This is a genomic window from Winogradskyella sp. (assembly GCF_013213975.1).
In the GTDB taxonomy this organism is placed as follows: domain Bacteria; phylum Bacteroidota; class Bacteroidia; order Flavobacteriales; family Flavobacteriaceae; genus Winogradskyella.
The window spans coordinates 1-16,134 of sequence record NZ_JABSST010000002.1 but is presented as its reverse complement, the minus strand read 5'-3'; the positions used below and the strand labels follow the sequence as shown (position 1 = coordinate 16,134).

The window sequence follows — 16,134 nt, the reverse complement described above, 5'->3', positions numbered from 1 at the left end:
GTTAGTCAATGTTAAAACTATAAAGATTTCCGCCAGTTGTTCCATTACGCTCGTCTGTTATAAGAACTTTGGAGTTTGTTTTAAAGGTAACACCTTCTTTTTGTGAGTCGTGGTCAAAAGGAAGTTTTTTAATCTTGCCAGAGAAGAAGTCGTCATCTAGAAAATCACTTAATTTCCAGAGCTTATTGTGATTGAGAAGCACTACGATTTTTCCATCATCACTAATATCCGCAGCCGTTATTTTATTGTCTTTACCATCTAAGTTAAAATCTGAATGTATAATAGCTTCATGTCTTCCCGCTTTATTAGGGACTTTAATCACAATAAATTTTTTAGTTTCTTTACTAAAGATGTAAAAGGTATTATTCCATAAAAAGAAACCTTCAAAATCTTTAGAGCTTTGTTTTTTTGGCAATGTAAACTCAATAATGTCGGCTGTAGCGTTAGAGCTGTTGAGATCTTCAATATTAATTTTTAATATTCTGAAGATCTTTCTTTTTTTATGATTATTACCAAAGTCTCCAATGTATAAATTACCATCCTGATCTGAAGTTAAATCTTCCCAATCAATATTACTTACGTTGTCTATACTAATAGTTTTAATGATTTTACCTTTGTCATTTAGACCTACAAGTTCACTATCATTTCCTGAATCTTGAATAGTCCATATAAGATTAGATTGTGGTATAGACTCAGCTGCAGAAACTTCTTTTAAACTATTATTAATATCTCCTAAAAACTGAAGTTGCCCCATGGATTGACAACTATAAATTATAAGGAAAACAAATATTAGTCTTTTGCAGTTTATCATTGTAATTTTATCTTTTCTATTTAAGACATTGAGTAAATACAAAGATATTATAATTATTGGTGGTGGAGCGGCCGGCTTTTTTGCGGCAATTAATATTGCAGAGCGATATCCAGGGCGTTCGGTTGCAATTTTAGAGCGCGGAAAACTAGGTTTACAAAAGGTAAAAATCTCTGGCGGTGGTCGATGTAATGTTACGCATGCAGAATTTATTCCTTCAGAATTGGTATTAAACTATCCTAGAGGTGAGAAAGAGCTTTTAGGTCCATTTCATAGGTTTATGACAGGTGACACCATAGCATGGTTCGAAGAGCGAGGTATAGAACTTAAAATCGAAGAAGATGGTAGAATGTTTCCAGTTACGGATTCTTCGCAGACAATTATAGATTGTTTTTTACAAGAAGCAAAAAAGCATAAGGTTGAGGTGTTTTATAATGAAGTGGTAAAATCCATTAATGCTGAGGAAATCAGTTTTGAGATAATGACTTCTAAAGACAAGTTTGAGTGTGAGCAACTTGTAATAGCGACAGGGAGTAATCCTAAAATGTGGCAAATGTTAGAGCAATTAGGTCATACAATTATTCCTCCAGTACCTTCATTATTTACGTTTGATATTAAAGATAAGCGCATCAAAGATATTCCAGGAGTAGTAGCTAAAAATGTAGAAGTAAAGATTATAGATTCAGATTTGGTGTCTAATGGTCCTTTGCTTATTACACATGTTGGAATGAGCGCACCTGCAATACTAAAGTTATCCGCTTTTGGTGCAATTGAGCTATCAAAACGGAATTATCAGTTTGAAATACAAATTAATTTTATTCAACAATCTTTAGAGGCATGCTTAGAGCATTTAAAAGACATAAAAAAAGGCTTGGCTAGAAAGCAAGTCACAGGTGCTACTCAATTTGAACTTCCTAAACGACTTTGGAAAAAATTAGTTCTGTCATCAGATATTTCTGAAACAGAACGATGGGCAGATATTAATAAACACCAAGTTGAAAAGTTGGCAAATCAACTCACAAGAGCCATATTTAAAGTAACCGGAAAGAGTACCTTTAAGGAAGAGTTTGTAACTGCAGGAGGTGTTGATTTAAAGGAGGTGAATTTTAAAACATTTGAAAGTAAACGCATCCCAAATCTATATTTTGCAGGCGAGGTGCTAAATATAGATGCCGTTACAGGTGGATTTAATTTTCAAAATGCGTGGACCGGAGCTTACATAGTTTCACAATCATTATAATCATATGAAGACGTATATTGCTTTGCTACGTGGTATTAATGTTGGGGGCCATAATAAAGTACCAATGGCAGAATTAAGAGCCTTATTGACTAAGTCGGGTTTTGAGAATGTAAAAACTTACATCCAAACCGGCAATATAATATGTCAAGATGAAGAGGGAGATGTAATAGATATTGAATCAAAACTCCGAAATACAATACTTGATTATTTTGGATTTGAAGTTGCTGTTTTAGTCAGAACTAGAGATCAAATTCAGGCCATTTTTGATCGTTGTCCATTTCCAGAAGATCAAAAAACCAATAGCTATTTTGCTATGTTATCTCATAAACCAGATCATGCTTTGGTAATTGAGGCCAAAGAGAAAACTTATGATAATGAAGTGTATGATATTATAGAAGATGCTTTGTATTTCTATTGTGCTAATGGTTATGGTAAGGCAAAATTCAGTTTAAATTATTTTGAAAGAAAATTAAAAGTAGATGCAACGGCAAGAAATTATAAAACAATGGTAAAACTGCTGGCATTGTCCTCAGAAAACTGAGACTTGCTCGCTATTTTCATTATTTTTGCATCAGAAATCAAAGTATATGACCGAACAAGATTTTATTCTCAAATCTTATGATTCTGACCTTAATGAAGGTGCTGTGAAATGGACCTCTCCAAGTAATATTGCCTTAGTCAAGTATTGGGGAAAACGAGCGCATCAAATTCCTGAAAACCCTTCAATAAGTTTTACATTATCTAATTGTAAGACCATAACGGAAGTCAGCTTCACAAAAAAAGAAGGATCGGATTTTAGTTTTGATGTTTATTTTGAAGGTGAAAAAAATGAAGCCTTCAAGCCTAAGATTCAAACCTTTTTTGAGCGTATTGAAGCTTACGTTCCTTTTTTAAGAGATTTTCATTTTAAAATAGATACGTCAAATACGTTTCCGCATAGTTCTGGTATTGCTTCTTCAGCTTCAGGTATGAGTGCTTTGGCTTTATGTTTAATGAGTATTGAAAAGCAATTAGGCGTTACGCATAATACTGATTTTTTCAATAAAAAAGCGTCTTTTTTAGCAAGACTAGGATCAGGAAGTGCATGTCGCAGTATTGAAGGTGAACTCGTGGTTTGGGGTCAAAATAAAAGTACAGCCAGTTCGGATTTATTTGGTGTACGATATGCAGAAGACGTTCATGCTAATTTTAAGAATTATCAAGATACCATTCTGCTTGTAGATAAGGGCGAGAAACAAGTGAGTAGTACGGTTGGTCATAAATTAATGTTCGGACATCCTTTTGCGGCGCAACGTTTTAATCAAGCGCATGAGAATTTAGAGAAATTAACAGCAATCTTAAAGTCTGGGGATTTAGATGAATTCATAAACATTGTTGAAAGTGAGGCTTTAACCTTACACGCCATGATGATGACCAGTATGCCGTATTTTATTTTAATGAAACCCAATACGCTAGAGATTATTAATAAGATTTGGTCGTATCGCAAAGAAAGCGATTCAAAGCTGTGCTTTACTCTAGATGCAGGTGCTAATGTACACCTTTTATATCCTGAAAATGAAAAGGATACCGTCCTTAGGTTTATTGAAAATCAATTGTCAAGGTATTGCCAAAATGGTCATTTTATTGAAGATCAGGTTGGTAAAGGATCAGAATGTGTTAAAAATTAACTTAGGCTTAGGTCTTGATTGTGAACGATACAGGAATTTAATACGTATATTTGTTAAAGAAATTTGCCCAACATAAATGAAAGGACCACTTTTTTACTCAAAAATTCTACTATTTGGAGAGTATGGCATTATTAAAGATTCCAAAGGATTATCTATTCCATATAACTTTTACAATGGTGCGCTAAAGGTTGATGAAAATCCTTCAGACGAGGCTATTGCTTCGAATAGGAGTTTAAAACGATTTGCTGACTATTTAGAGCAATTGGATGAGGATATGGTGCAGTTTGATAATGAAAAGTTACAGAACGATGTTGCTGCTGGTATGTACTTCGATTCATCCATTCCTCAAGGATATGGAGTGGGAAGTAGTGGTGCTTTAGTTGCAGCCATTTATGATAAGTATGCTTCTAATAAAATTACGGTTCTGGAAAACCTAACAAGAGAAAAATTACTGACCTTAAAGGCAATTTTCTCTCAGATGGAATCGTTTTTTCATGGCAAGTCTTCAGGTTTGGATCCGTTAAATAGTTACTTAAGTTTACCAATCTTAATCAACTCAAAGGATAATATTGAAGCCACTGGTATTCCTTCACAAAAAACCGAAGGAAAAGGAGCAGTCTTTTTATTAGACAGTGGTATTGTTGGTGAAACGGCACCAATGGTGAGTATCTTCATGGAGAATATGAAGAACGAAGGCTTCAGAAGTATGCTTAAGGATCAATTTATTAAGCATACCGATGCTTGTGTAGATGATTTTCTTAAAGGGGACATGAAATCACTATTCAGAAACACAAAGCAATTGTCTAAGGTGGTTCTGAATAATTTTAAACCTATGATACCAACACAATTCCACGAGTTATGGAAAAAAGGTATCGAAACTAACGATTACTACTTAAAACTGTGCGGTTCTGGTGGTGGAGGCTATATCTTAGGCTTTACTGAAAATATTGAAAAGGCTAAGGAAGCGCTAAAAGGACAGAAGTTAGAAGTCGTTTATAACTTTTAAAACTAAGACTAGAATATCTAGACCTCATAAGTGTTGAACTTGTGAGGTTTTTTTAACTCTCATTTTATGCTTTCAAGACGGCAGAAACTCATTCTTCTTAAATTTTTCAGTCTGTTTTCTGTTGTTCGTGGCTACAACATTTTGGTAGTTGTTATTGCGCAATATTTAGCCTCTATTTACATTTTTGCTCCTGACAGACCAATCAAAGAGGTGCTTTTTGATGTGAACTTATTGATGTTGGTTTTAGCTTCTTCAGCAACCATTGCAGCAGGTTATATCATTAATAATTTTTATGATTCTGAAAAGGACTTAATAAACAGACCAAGAAAGACCATGTTAGATCGTTTGGTAAGTCAAAACACCAAGTTGTCCTTCTATTTTGTCCTTAATTTTTTGGCTCTAGTTTTTGCGAGTTATGTATCGTTTAGAACTGTGATATTCTTTGCGATTTACATTTTTGCCATTTGGTTGTATTCGCATCGTTTTAAGAAGCAACCTATGACTGGAAACTTAGTCTCAGCGATATTGACCGTAATTCCTTTTTTTGCCATATTTATTTATTACCGAAATTTTGAGCTGGTCATATTTGCTCACGCTATATTTTTGTTTTTGCTCGTATCCATGCGAGAACTCACCAAAGATCTTGAAAATTTAAAGGGAGACTTAGCTTTAGATTATAAGACCGTGCCTGTTGTTTATGGAGAGAAAACCTCAAAAACCATATTGACCATTTTAGTCATTTTCACCATAGTATCTGCTGTAGCTTTGATACTATTTTTTAATATTGGGCACATGTTTTATTTCTTTTACCTGAGTGTAATGTTGCTCATACTTTTCTTACTTATCCTGTGGAAATCAAATAAGAAAACACACTATTTAATTCTACATAACATTCTAAAGTTTATCATTGTAGCAGGTGTATTTTCAATATTATTAATTGACAGCTCTATTGTATTAAACCGTATTTAAATGAACACGACTTTAAAAATTGCTATGGCGCAAATTGCACCTGTTTGGTTAGATAAAAGTGCCACCTTATTAAAAATAGAAGAACAAATTAAAGCAGCAGCAAAAGATCATTGCGAGCTTATTGTTTTCGGTGAAGCTTTATTGCCAGGATATCCATTCTGGTTGGCTTTAACAGGTGGTGCAGAATGGAATACTAACTTGAATAAAGAACTTCATGCCCATTATGTAAGAAATGCTGTGTGCATTGAGAAAGGGGAGTTAGATTCGGTTTGTCAATTGGCAAAAGACAATGAGATGGCCATTTATCTGGGGATTATGGAACGTCCTTTAGATCGTGGAGGTCATAGTATTTATGCATCCTTAGTATATATTGATGCATCTGGAGATATAAAATCAGTGCACAGAAAATTACAACCAACTTACGATGAACGTTTAACCTGGGCTCCAGGAGATGGAAATGGCTTACAAGTACATCCGTTAAAGGCCTTTACGGTTGGTGGTCTTAACTGCTGGGAAAACTGGATGCCATTACCAAGAACAGCATTATATGGACAAGGTGAAAACTTACACATTGCCGTATGGCCAGGAAGCGATCATAACACTAAAGATATTACACGATTTATTGCAAAAGAATCACGTTCTTTTGTAGTATCAGTATCGAGTTTAATGTCCAAAACGGATTTTCCTAAGGGCACACCATATTTAGAAGCTATATTGAAGAATGCTCCAGAGACGTTGGCCAATGGAGGAAGTTGTATTGCAGGACCAGATGGTGAGTGGATTGTAGCACCGGTACTTCACAAAGAAGGGCTAATTATACAAACTATAGATTTTAATCGTGTTTTGGAAGAACGTCAAAATTTTGATCCTGTTGGTCACTACTCAAGACCAGATGTGACTAAATTAACGGTGAACAGAGATCGCCAAACAACTGTTGAAATTAAGTAGGTTATGTTAACTATTGTAGTACATTTGCAAAAAAATCAACATGAGCAGACAACAAGATAGCAAGGGTAGAGGAAAAGCTTCGGGCAGAGGAAATGCTAATCGCAAATCTAAAAGTTTTGCAAGAGGTAATGCTCCAGTCAAAAAGAAAACACAACAAAAAAAATCAGCGGATTCTAACGATATGCGTTTAAACAAATACATCGCCAATTCTGGGATGTGTTCGCGTCGTGAAGCCGATGAAAATATCGCCATTGGCTTAGTGACGGTTAATGGTAAGGTCATTACAGAAATGGGCTATAAGGTAAAGCCAACCGATGAGGTTAGGTTTGACGGACAGCGCATAACGCCAGAGTCAAAAGTTTATGTACTCTTAAATAAACCAAAGGGTTTTGCTACAACAACAGCAGAAGGTAAGGGAAGAACGGTTATGGATTTAGTGGCCAATGCAACAAATGCTAATATTAAACCTATTGGACGTCTGGGGCGTAACTCTTTAGGACTATTACTCTTTACAAACGATGATAAAGTGGTCCAAAAGTTCACCAATTCTAAAACTGGGGTGGCGCGTTTATTCCAGGTGGAATTGGATAAGAATTTAAAGTTTGAAGATCTTAAAAAGATTCAGGAAGGATTTAAAGTAGACGGAAAATTAATCACTGTAGAAGAGATTAGTTATATCGAAGGTGAGTCTAAAAACAAGATTGGTATAAAAATTAAGAATACAGGTAATACCATCCTTCGTACTATTTTTGACACACTTAAATACGATTTGGTAAAGATAGATTGTGTGGCTATTGCACATCTTACCAAAAAAGACATTCCTCGTGGTCACTGGAAACATTTGACGCAGCAAGAGGTAAATACCCTTAAAATGCTTTAATTCTGAGCAACGTCTACGGTATAAGTAGCAATAAGGTCATTCTTTATATAAAGGTGAACATCATAAAACCCAAACTTATCAAAAGTATGAGATAACTTTAGCTGTTTGCCCTCAATATTTATGCTGCTTAAGTTTACCTTTTTAGGTTCTATCCCATTATCAATAAGTAGATGAAGGTCTTCTTTGTTGAGGTTAGCTTTTACGGTCATAACTAAATTCAGACTTTGATGCTTTTTAATGTCATGATGCATTTGTTTTGGCTGGTCTACAAACTCTAAATGCTTGTAAGCATTGCCATAAATAACAGGTGCACCTAAAAACTGATCAAAAGTTGGAATCGTATCATTGAGTAACCACCATGTTGAGTCTACAGGGAAATGGTTAACGGCAAACAGTTTTGGGTTGGTTAAAAAGAAACCATTGTTATAAGCAAACTTAAATCGGTTGGTTTCTGGATTAGGAATACCACTAGCCCAAGTTGGGTCGCAGAGGTACCATTTATCATTCAGTTTTACGGCATTCCAAGAATGGTTAGGAAGGTTTAATTTGTCAATATTCGTTGTACTTACGCGTCCGTAACCTTGTACAATTTCGCAGTCTATATTAGCTAAGTCGGATAAAGTTTTCACCAAATAGGCATAACCTGTACAAATGGTACGCTCACGTTTTAAAAGGTTTTTAAAAATGATTTGTCTAAACTTTGTATTCCACGCTTTAAACTTTAAGCTATCATCCTTGTAACGTTGACGTTTACGACTGTTTTTTAGGTAGAGACTATAATCATTAGCAATATTATCACAAACCCATCTGTAAATGGCTCTAAAACGTTCTACATCTGTATCGAGGTGCTCGGTAAGCTTTAACGAAAGCTCAGGAAGATTAGTTAATCGTTCTGAGCTCAGCGATAATGCAATACTATCTGCCTTTTTAAAATCGATATGACTAAAATCAGAAACTTGTCCATAGAAATGGGATTGGCCAATCATCAGGACAAAAACAATGTAAAAAAGAGATTTCAATGTAAACTGGGCTATCAGTTTTTACGTTTAGATCGGTACGGTGTATTAGCGTCTAAGGCACCAATCATTTCTATCATAGCTTCGGTTAAAACTAAGCTAACAAACGTGGTTTCTGCACCAATGATATACTCTTGCGTTTCAAAACCAATAAATGAAATGAGCAAGACATCACCAGTTTTAAGTTTCTCAGGAAAGGTAAATTCTCCTTTCTCATTAGTCACCACACCATTTCTACTGCCTTTTTTTCTAACATTAACGTCCTTTAATGGACCATTCTCATCACTAATAAGCCCTTTAATAACACGCTCGTTTGTGGTAGGAGTGTCGGTGTTTGTTTGCCCGATAGCAGTGTTTAGTGTAAACAAGAGTATCAATAAAGTCAATAGACTTAAAGTGCTGATAGATGATTTTTGAGTTAAGACTTGTGTTTTCATAATACCTGTGTTTTTGTTTACAGCTAAGCTAACAGTCATTATCAAAGATATAAAATGGGTTTGAGTTCCTAATGGATTTGGTTGAGTAAAGTCTTGTTTTTATTGAGTTTAGGGTTTTGCTTAATCAGTATACAGTATTTCTTAATTATAAAAATAGAAGGCATTAGTATTTATTTCTCTTCCCCTTATTCCAGAATTCTTTTCCATTTCTTTATTGTCATAAATTCTAAAAACTTTTATTGGTAATGAATCTGGTGTTTTCGATTGAATTCTTTTATAAAATGAATTATCGCCACTAATGCTTATAGATAGACTTTTAGTAATCATTTCATCAGAGATTGATTTGTCTGCAAAAACCCTGAAATGAAATCTATTTTCTAAAAGACTTATATGTTCATCATTTAAGATTTCCCTGTGATAATTTAGTGGGTGTTGGGAGGGTTTTATTCTAGATTTAAACGTTTTGATATCAGATTCAAGAGTGCTTAGATTATTCGAAAGTTCTGTTTTGGCAAAAAGGCTTTTACCAGATTGTCCAATAAATACTTTTAAGCCATACATCGGATCCAGACTATTTTTAAGGTAATAATTTAGATTTTTTACTGAATCATTTACTGGTAAGGACAAATTAACTCCATATCGTTTATTGAGATATTCGATATAATTATCAACTCTCATTAAACTGGCATCAAATTGACCGTTTGTATTACTAAAAGAGCCAAATAAGGTGTCTCGAGTCTTAGATAATCTATATGTTATAGTCACATCTTGAATGGAATCTAACCATAAATTACTTGGTAAGCTAAATTCTATTTTATCTTTAGATGCTTTCCATTCAACACTTTCAGTAAATTCTTCAGAAAAAACTAAACTATCTGGATAAAAATGCATTCTTGTATAGCCGTCGTTATCAATTCCGTACCATTTTCCATTTAGTTCTTTTTCATAAGAATTCTGGCCACAGGTAAAAAGTAAAGTAATCGCTAAAAATATAATTATGTGTTGTGCTTGTTTCAAATTACGTCTAACAGTTACATTGGATAATTAGTCAAAGTTAGATTTTAATTGAGCGGAAATGTAATCCCAACTGCAAGAGCACCAACATATTGTTTAACCGAAGGCTGATAATAATAGGTAAATCCTAAATCAACATTATTATTCTTTCCAAGTTCAAGTCCGAAAGAAAATGGGATGTGATATGTGATTCCGCTTTTTTTTATATCGTCAAATGCTGTTAAGGTTTCAAATTTTCCAATTGAAGTTCCTATTCCAAATTCTACATATGGTGCTACCCAAGGAATTGGTGCTCTTACTCGTGCTTTTCCACCAAGTAAAAAGGCTTTTGATTCTGCTTTTTCATTAGTGGGATTGCCATTTAAGTCTTCACCATTTGAGCTTGTTATAATAAAACCAACATATGGTCTAAGTTCGAGCCAAGATTTTACCTCAAGAACTAAGTCTCCCTGGGCAAAAAAACCATCATCTGCAATTTCATCAACACTGTCATAAGGCGCACTCAACCCATATCCAACTTGAGCATTTATTGATCGTTCTTTAATGAATTGAGCTTCAACTAAATTTGAAAACAAACAAATTATCAATAATAATAGACTCTTTTTCATCATGTAATATCTCTAAAAATATGCTAACGAATATATGCATTTATCTGGGTTATTTATGGGACAAGCCAAGTTTTAAAATATTAAATTTGTGTGTATTATTCGGTGAATAAATACTTGAAAAACAAAAGGTTAAATTGACAATTTAAATCCTTTTTAAAAAAAATCTAAAAATGTTTGGTGCATTAAAAAATAGCCTAACTTTACTCTAAGTTAGGAACTACTAATTAAGTACGTTCTTGATTGAGCTGAACACATTGAAAACTGTTTTTGCGTTCGGGTTTTTGAACATTAGGAAGTTGTATTCAAAAACTGCTTATCAGATAAGTGACCGAATTTTAAAGCTAACTTCCGATTTTATTTCCCATACCAGCCAATGTCTTAAAGCAATAGGACAACTATGTTATTCTCACTTTTTAACTTGTAAATCAACCTAACATGAAGAATAAAAAAGACCTACACTTAAAGCGCGTTATTGTTGACTTTAATAAATTGACTCCAGAAATTCTGGCTTTGCTTGTTGAGAAATATCCAGATGGCTATGATGATGATCACATTATTACCTTCAAAAATTTAAAAAACGAGGTGGTTGAGGCCGTTGAAGTAACAACAGAGGATACCAAGTACTTAGTAAAAGTGAGTACGAAGTTGGCATTAACTATGGAGAACTACGATGACGATGATTATGAGAAGTTTGATGATGATCCTGAAGCAGCGCAGCCTCCTGAGGATTTAGAAGATTAAACCGTAATCTTTTTTTTAAATACCACTTCCCAGAGGAAAGCAGCATAGACCAAGAGGTATTCTAAACTAATAATCCATAGGTTTTCCGATTTTTCGGAGGTTCCAATGCCAAGATAAGCGAGGTAGCTTAAAATTATGACCAAACTCCAAACCAAAGGAAACCTATAACTGGTAAACATGCAGAGTAGTACTAAGGTAGATATATACCATGGATGCACAGTTGTACTTAAAAAGAGATATATCGTAAAGGCTAGAAGCATTGAACTTGCCAGTGTTTTAAAATCATTGTTTTGTTGTAGGAATGCTAAACCTAAAATAGAGAGTAATGTAATTACAGGTAATATTTTACTAATGGTTTGTATCTCATTGTATCCTGTAATACTAAATCCTATTTCTCTTAGTATGTAATAAATACTTGCATTGAATTCAAAATTTCCAAACCAAAGGCCAACTGTCTCAGCATAGTTGGTTATAAATGCCATGGAAAAGAAGGGTGAAAACAGAAGCACAATACTTAGGCAAACAATTGTATAAAAAAGCGTAAGCTGTTTAAGACCTGCCATGATCTTGTCTTTTTTAACGAACCACCAGAAAAAAAGCGGTAGAAACATTAATGGGATGAGCTTAACCGACACTGAACAGGCAAAAACTAATGCGGCCCATTTCCATTTTCCTGAATGTAATAAATACAGACTCCAGATAAGGAAGAAAAGCATCACACCTTCAAAATGGAGATTGCCTGTGAATTCTATGATTATAAATGGATTAAGGATGTACCAAAAAATACGATTTGATGGTAGCTTTAATACTTCTAGTAGCTTTTTGCCAAAATATAGAGTTCCGATATCAGCCGATATGATCAATAGACGCATGCCAATGACCGAGCTTAAAATGCCTTTACCTGGAAACAGATTGCCAATTACGAAGCATAATTGATTTATTGGTGGGTAATTGGTGAAATGTTGAGCGCTAAGTTCTCCCATACCACCATGTAATTCTGTGGCTAAGGGAATTGAAGGATTCCATGTGATTACTGTATTGGGTGCATATAAATAAGGATTAAAGCCTTCTAAAATCATAGTGCCATCCCAAATAAAACGATAAAAATCTTGTGATAAATTAGGAAGAGCTAACAGAAATAGGAATCTAAAAAGTATGGCTGCTCCTACCAGAATTCTAAAGTAAAATCCTGTAGATTTTATAATCTGAAAAGCAAAAATAAATAGCACAACATAAAGCAATACTAACTTAACGGCTTCGGTGCGTTCAAGATCATAAGCAAACCAAAAGTACAGCACACTACTCAAGAGAATATATAGTAAAGTGAGCGGTTTGTATTTAATGATATTAGCTAGTCCTAGCATAGGTTAAATGTACAGGAAATTATTAGATTGAATACCATAGTCCTTTCTTGAAATGTTTCATAATTTTAGTTGAATAATAATTAGACTCCTAGATCCTTTGGTTTTGACTTAGGATTAAAAGATGGTATTACTTATGTGTATTTTTTCATAAGGATAAGTCAGCACAAAATGACCACTATAAATTTTCTACCTAGGGTTGAGTAATGTTATTGAAGGTTAAAAAACTATTTAGAGCGCGGTATAATACCTTTTGAAGAAAGAGAAAGTTCTATACCTTAGAACTTAAAGACTTAAAGAAGACATAACCAAAGCCAATACAAAGCATAAGGTGGAATGGGAATAATCCGAAGTCTCCACCTTGATCTCCAACGATAAAAGCACTATATAACCCAAAACCAAAGTAAAGCATAAGCAAGCCTTCAATAAGGACATTAGAAGATAGCTTTTTTCTCAAATATTTATTGTTCTTCCAGTTGTCTTTGAACTTTCTAATATTGAATTTTGGGGTTCTCACAAACTCACTTTTCTTTCCAATATGACCCTCTAATACAGCTATTGAGTTATGAAGTGAAAAGCCCATAGCAATAGAGAAAAAAGTAAAGAACATGCCTATGTAGCTAAAGAACTTTTTAAAACCACTACCGTAAATGTTTTTGTACATAAACCAATAGCACACAAAGAAAATTATAGTGCTAATTATAAAGAAGCTCATGACATAAAAGTAGTCTCTTAAATGCGCATATTCATTTTTAATATAGAGCATTGGAATACTTAAAATAGCAACAACAAAAATGCTTAAAAACATGGAACTATTTAATAAGTGTAGTAATCCATGAATCTTAGTTTTAGGGGAAATGTTATTGGATTTGATAACGCGCCAAAGCATTTTTCTAAAATTCTCAGCACCTCCTTTATTCCAACGGAATTGTTGAGAGCGTGCCGCACTAATTACTATTGGTAATTCGGCTGGTGTTTCAACATCTTCAAGATATTTGAATTTCCAGTTTTTTAACTGTGCTCTGTAACTTAAGTCTAAATCTTCAGTAAGCGTGTCACCTTCCCAGTTTCCAGCATCGATAATACATTCTTTACGCCAAACTCCAGCAGTACCATTGAAATTGATAAAATGACCTTTGCTATTACGTCCGACTTGTTCTAAAGTAAAATGCGCATCTAAAGCAAATGCTTGAATTTTTGTAAGTAACGAATAATTTCTATTGATATGGCCCCATCGTGTTTGAACAACTCCAATTTCTTTATCCTTAAAATAAGGGACTGTACGTTTTAGCCAATTAGGTTGTGGTAAAAAATCAGCATCAAAAATGGCTATGAATTCCCCTTTGGCAATTTCTAAGCCTTCCTTTAAGGCTCCTGCTTTAAATCCAACCCGATTTTCTCTGGTGATATGTTTAATATCTAGACCAGTTGCTGCAAGCTTTTCTATATGTGCCTTGGTTGTATGAATGGTTTCATCTGTTGAATCGTCTAAAACCTGAATCTCTAATTTCTCCTTTGGGTAATCTAATAATGCAATGTTATCTAATAGACGTTCCATAACGTACATCTCGTTGAAAACAGGCAATTGTACTGTTACAAATGGTACTTCAGAAGGATTATTTAAATCAAAAGTCTCGCAATTGTCGCGCTTCTTTTTTGAGCTAAGGTAGTTGTAAAGTAAATTTAGCTGTGCTAAAGCATACATAAATATCAGTACGATAGCTATGGTGTAAATAATAATAATTAAATACTGTAGATAAATCACTTAAAACTGTATTTAAAAATCCATGTAAGGATTTTAACGCCTGCAAAGATAGCACCTTTTATTGTTCCTGAAACTTTTGAGACACCTATTCTATTTCTATAATTCACGGGAATCTCTTTATAACTTAAATTTTGTTTCAAAGCTTTAAGTTGCATTTCTACCGTCCAGCCATAGGTTTTGTCTTCCATGTATAGTCCAAGGAGCTTCTCATATTTGATTGCTCTAAAAGGCCCTAAATCCGTAAAGGTAGACCTAAAGAAGAGTTTCATCAAGGATGTGGCCAGCCAATTTCCAAAAATTTGTGGTCCAGTCATTGACCCTTCTTCTCGTAATTCTGGTACTCGAGCTCCTATTACAAAATCAATATCATCTACTATTATTGGTGCCACAATTTTATCCAGTTCTTCAGGGTAATCACTATAATCTCCGTCTAAGAAAACTATAATATCAGGCTTCTTGGTTTGCTTGGCAATATAGTCCATACCATTTAGACAGGCATAACCATAACCTTTATTAGGTTCCGTTAAAACGGTAGCTCCAGCTGCTTTGGCATTTGCTTCGGTTTGGTCAGTGGAATTATTGTTTACAACTATGATTTCATCGACACTATTTGGGATGGCTTTTATAACGAGCGGAATTGATTCTTCTTCGTTAAAAGCTGGAATGATGACTTTAATTTTGGTCATTTAGTATAATCAGATAGTTTATTTTCTTTTTTAAATGACTTTAAATCGGTCCACTCTTTAATTTTTTTACCTTGAGTGTATTTCACAGCTGAGGTTAGCTTTTCATTTTTATACATCAGGCAATACCCATTTTTTGGTTATTTTTAACTTGACATTGATAATTTACTGCTCCGTTTTCATTACAAAAGATCTACCAATCTATTTTTTGCCATTTTTAAGATGCCCTTCACTTTCAATCGTTCCGTTTGAGCTGTAATGTTTCCAATATTTAGTTGGAAGGTTGTTTATAAAATGGCCTTCAGTTTTTGGAGTTCCGTTTTCATAATAGATTCTCCAATAGTTTACTTTTTTGCCATTTTCAATCCAACCTGCGGATTCTAGAGTACCGTTTTCAAAATAGTTCTTTTGATAGTGCTTTTGGCAAAGGCAAAACTACAAATTAGCCAGGAAATAATTACGAAGCGCATTACTTTTGATTTACAAGTTCAATGAGGTCAACATCATTTCCTAATAAAACCTCTGTCGGATTAATTCGTCCTTTCATACTATCATTCTCTAATTTTAACACTCCTCTCGGACAAACTGCTGCACAAATACCGCAGCCAACACAGCTTGAACGGACTATATTTTCTCCTTTCTGAGCGTAATGTCTAACATCAATTCCCATTTCGCAACTGTTAGAACAATTACCACAAGAAATACATTGGCCACCATTAGTCGTAATTCTAAATTTTGAAAATAAGCGTTGTTGAAATCCTAAAATAGCTGCCATAGGACAACCAAAACGACACCACGCTCTACTTCCAAGGATTGGATAAAACCCTGTGCCAATTACACCAGAAAAGATGGAGCCAATGTAAATGCCATATGTTGATCGTAATGCTCCAGATTTAATATAAAACAGCTGATCTGTCGTTCCTGTGTAATGCATTACTAATAACAATCCGATGGTAACAAAAAATCCAATAGCACCGTATTTGGCATCCTT

Annotated in this window: 18 protein-coding genes; 8 read left to right on the top strand and 10 right to left on the bottom strand. The window is 34.3% G+C overall.

Annotation, left to right across the window (positions count from 1 at the left end):
• Position 1: 1 nt before the first annotated feature.
• Complete coding sequence (locus HRU49_RS00185; protein WP_296352902.1) at positions 2-754, bottom strand: SdiA-regulated domain-containing protein; 753 nt, start codon at positions 752-754, stop codon at positions 2-4.
• Between the two features lie 85 nt (positions 755-839).
• Here HRU49_RS00185 and HRU49_RS00180 point away from each other — a divergent pair, with 85 nt between their 5' ends.
• From HRU49_RS00180 to HRU49_RS00150, 7 genes are all read left to right on the top strand, one after another.
• Positions 840-2,048 (top strand): NAD(P)/FAD-dependent oxidoreductase, encoded by a 1,209-nt coding sequence (locus tag HRU49_RS00180; RefSeq protein WP_296352900.1) that lies wholly within the window; start codon positions 840-842, stop codon positions 2,046-2,048.
• 4 nt (positions 2,049-2,052) lie between these two features.
• Positions 2,053-2,589 carry a DUF1697 domain-containing protein gene (locus tag HRU49_RS00175; RefSeq protein WP_296352897.1) on the top strand — a complete coding sequence of 179 codons (537 nt, stop codon included), beginning with the start codon at positions 2,053-2,055 and terminating at the stop codon, positions 2,587-2,589.
• A 46-nt stretch (positions 2,590-2,635) separates the two neighbouring features.
• A complete protein-coding gene (locus HRU49_RS00170; RefSeq protein ID WP_296352895.1) occupies positions 2,636-3,715 on the top strand; it encodes a diphosphomevalonate decarboxylase in 1,080 nt (359 codons plus the stop codon).
• Between the two features lie 76 nt (positions 3,716-3,791).
• Positions 3,792-4,721: a mevalonate kinase gene (locus HRU49_RS00165; RefSeq protein ID WP_296352893.1), complete on the top strand. Its 930-nt coding sequence runs from the start codon at positions 3,792-3,794 to the stop codon at positions 4,719-4,721.
• A gap of 66 nt (positions 4,722-4,787) precedes the next feature.
• Positions 4,788-5,690, top strand: a complete 903-nt coding sequence (locus HRU49_RS00160) for a geranylgeranylglycerol-phosphate geranylgeranyltransferase (protein ID WP_296352891.1) — start codon at positions 4,788-4,790, stop codon at positions 5,688-5,690.
• Complete coding sequence (locus tag HRU49_RS00155) at positions 5,691-6,638, top strand: carbon-nitrogen hydrolase family protein (protein WP_296352889.1); 948 nt, start codon at positions 5,691-5,693, stop codon at positions 6,636-6,638.
• Between the two features lie 40 nt (positions 6,639-6,678).
• Positions 6,679-7,518: a pseudouridine synthase gene (locus HRU49_RS00150; RefSeq protein WP_296352887.1), complete on the top strand. Its 840-nt coding sequence runs from the start codon at positions 6,679-6,681 to the stop codon at positions 7,516-7,518.
• Here the strand turns inward: HRU49_RS00150 and HRU49_RS00145 are convergent.
• The 4 genes from HRU49_RS00145 to HRU49_RS00130 form a co-directional block, all read right to left on the bottom strand.
• On the bottom strand, positions 7,515-8,504 hold the full coding sequence (locus tag HRU49_RS00145; protein WP_296352884.1) for a transglutaminase domain-containing protein: 990 nt from the start codon (positions 8,502-8,504) through the stop codon (positions 7,515-7,517). The genes HRU49_RS00150 and HRU49_RS00145 overlap by 4 nt on opposite strands.
• Before the next feature lie 47 nt (positions 8,505-8,551).
• A complete protein-coding gene (locus HRU49_RS00140; protein ID WP_296352882.1) occupies positions 8,552-8,971 on the bottom strand; it encodes a carboxypeptidase-like regulatory domain-containing protein in 420 nt (139 codons plus the stop codon).
• Between the two features lie 141 nt (positions 8,972-9,112).
• Positions 9,113-9,988 carry a hypothetical protein gene (locus tag HRU49_RS00135; RefSeq protein WP_296352881.1) on the bottom strand — a complete coding sequence of 292 codons (876 nt, stop codon included), beginning with the start codon at positions 9,986-9,988 and terminating at the stop codon, positions 9,113-9,115.
• 44 nt (positions 9,989-10,032) lie between these two features.
• Entirely contained in the window at positions 10,033-10,596 is a 564-nt protein-coding gene (locus tag HRU49_RS00130) for an outer membrane beta-barrel protein (RefSeq protein WP_296352879.1), read from the bottom strand.
• Between the two features lie 432 nt (positions 10,597-11,028).
• Between HRU49_RS00130 and HRU49_RS00125 the strand changes: the two genes are divergently transcribed.
• Positions 11,029-11,334: a hypothetical protein gene (locus HRU49_RS00125; RefSeq protein ID WP_296352876.1), complete on the top strand. Its 306-nt coding sequence runs from the start codon at positions 11,029-11,031 to the stop codon at positions 11,332-11,334.
• On the opposite strand, the gene HRU49_RS00120 is transcribed toward HRU49_RS00125, so the two are convergent.
• The 5 genes from HRU49_RS00120 to HRU49_RS00100 all read right to left on the bottom strand — a co-directional run.
• On the bottom strand, positions 11,331-12,698 hold the full coding sequence (locus tag HRU49_RS00120; protein WP_296352873.1) for a mannosyltransferase: 1,368 nt from the start codon (positions 12,696-12,698) through the stop codon (positions 11,331-11,333). The two genes, HRU49_RS00125 and HRU49_RS00120, sit on opposite strands and share 4 nt — an antisense overlap.
• A gap of 268 nt (positions 12,699-12,966) precedes the next feature.
• Positions 12,967-14,457, bottom strand: coding sequence for a cellulose synthase family protein (locus HRU49_RS00115; RefSeq protein ID WP_296352980.1), 1,491 nt, complete (start codon positions 14,455-14,457; stop codon positions 12,967-12,969).
• A complete protein-coding gene (locus HRU49_RS00110) occupies positions 14,457-15,146 on the bottom strand; it encodes a glycosyltransferase family 2 protein (RefSeq protein WP_296352872.1) in 690 nt (229 codons plus the stop codon). Before HRU49_RS00110 ends, HRU49_RS00115 begins: the two co-directional genes overlap by 1 nt.
• Positions 15,147-15,344: 198 nt before the next feature.
• Complete coding sequence (locus HRU49_RS00105) at positions 15,345-15,476, bottom strand: hypothetical protein (protein ID WP_296352978.1); 132 nt, start codon at positions 15,474-15,476, stop codon at positions 15,345-15,347.
• A 136-nt stretch (positions 15,477-15,612) separates the two neighbouring features.
• The coding region (locus HRU49_RS00100) for a 4Fe-4S dicluster domain-containing protein (RefSeq protein WP_296352869.1) at positions 15,613-16,134 on the bottom strand (522 nt) is incomplete at its 5' end.

Coding starts and splice junctions, on each gene's coding strand:
- HRU49_RS00170 (WP_296352895.1), top strand. CDS start 2,636: ATGACCGAACAAGATTTTATTCTCAAATCTTATGATTCTGACCTTAAT.
- HRU49_RS00120 (WP_296352873.1), bottom strand. CDS start 12,698: ATGCTAGGACTAGCTAATATCATTAAATACAAACCGCTCACTTTACTA.
- HRU49_RS00160 (WP_296352891.1), top strand. CDS start 4,788: ATGCTTTCAAGACGGCAGAAACTCATTCTTCTTAAATTTTTCAGTCTG.
- HRU49_RS00185 (WP_296352902.1), bottom strand. CDS start 754: ATGGGGCAACTTCAGTTTTTAGGAGATATTAATAATAGTTTAAAAGAA.
- HRU49_RS00140 (WP_296352882.1), bottom strand. CDS start 8,971: ATGAAAACACAAGTCTTAACTCAAAAATCATCTATCAGCACTTTAAGT.
- HRU49_RS00150 (WP_296352887.1), top strand. CDS start 6,679: ATGAGCAGACAACAAGATAGCAAGGGTAGAGGAAAAGCTTCGGGCAGA.
- HRU49_RS00110 (WP_296352872.1), bottom strand. CDS start 15,146: ATGACCAAAATTAAAGTCATCATTCCAGCTTTTAACGAAGAAGAATCA.
- HRU49_RS00155 (WP_296352889.1), top strand. CDS start 5,691: ATGAACACGACTTTAAAAATTGCTATGGCGCAAATTGCACCTGTTTGG.
- HRU49_RS00125 (WP_296352876.1), top strand. CDS start 11,029: ATGAAGAATAAAAAAGACCTACACTTAAAGCGCGTTATTGTTGACTTT.
- HRU49_RS00130 (WP_296352879.1), bottom strand. CDS start 10,596: ATGATGAAAAAGAGTCTATTATTATTGATAATTTGTTTGTTTTCAAAT.
- HRU49_RS00175 (WP_296352897.1), top strand. CDS start 2,053: ATGAAGACGTATATTGCTTTGCTACGTGGTATTAATGTTGGGGGCCAT.
- HRU49_RS00145 (WP_296352884.1), bottom strand. CDS start 8,504: ATGATTGGCCAATCCCATTTCTATGGACAAGTTTCTGATTTTAGTCAT.
- HRU49_RS00165 (WP_296352893.1), top strand. CDS start 3,792: ATGAAAGGACCACTTTTTTACTCAAAAATTCTACTATTTGGAGAGTAT.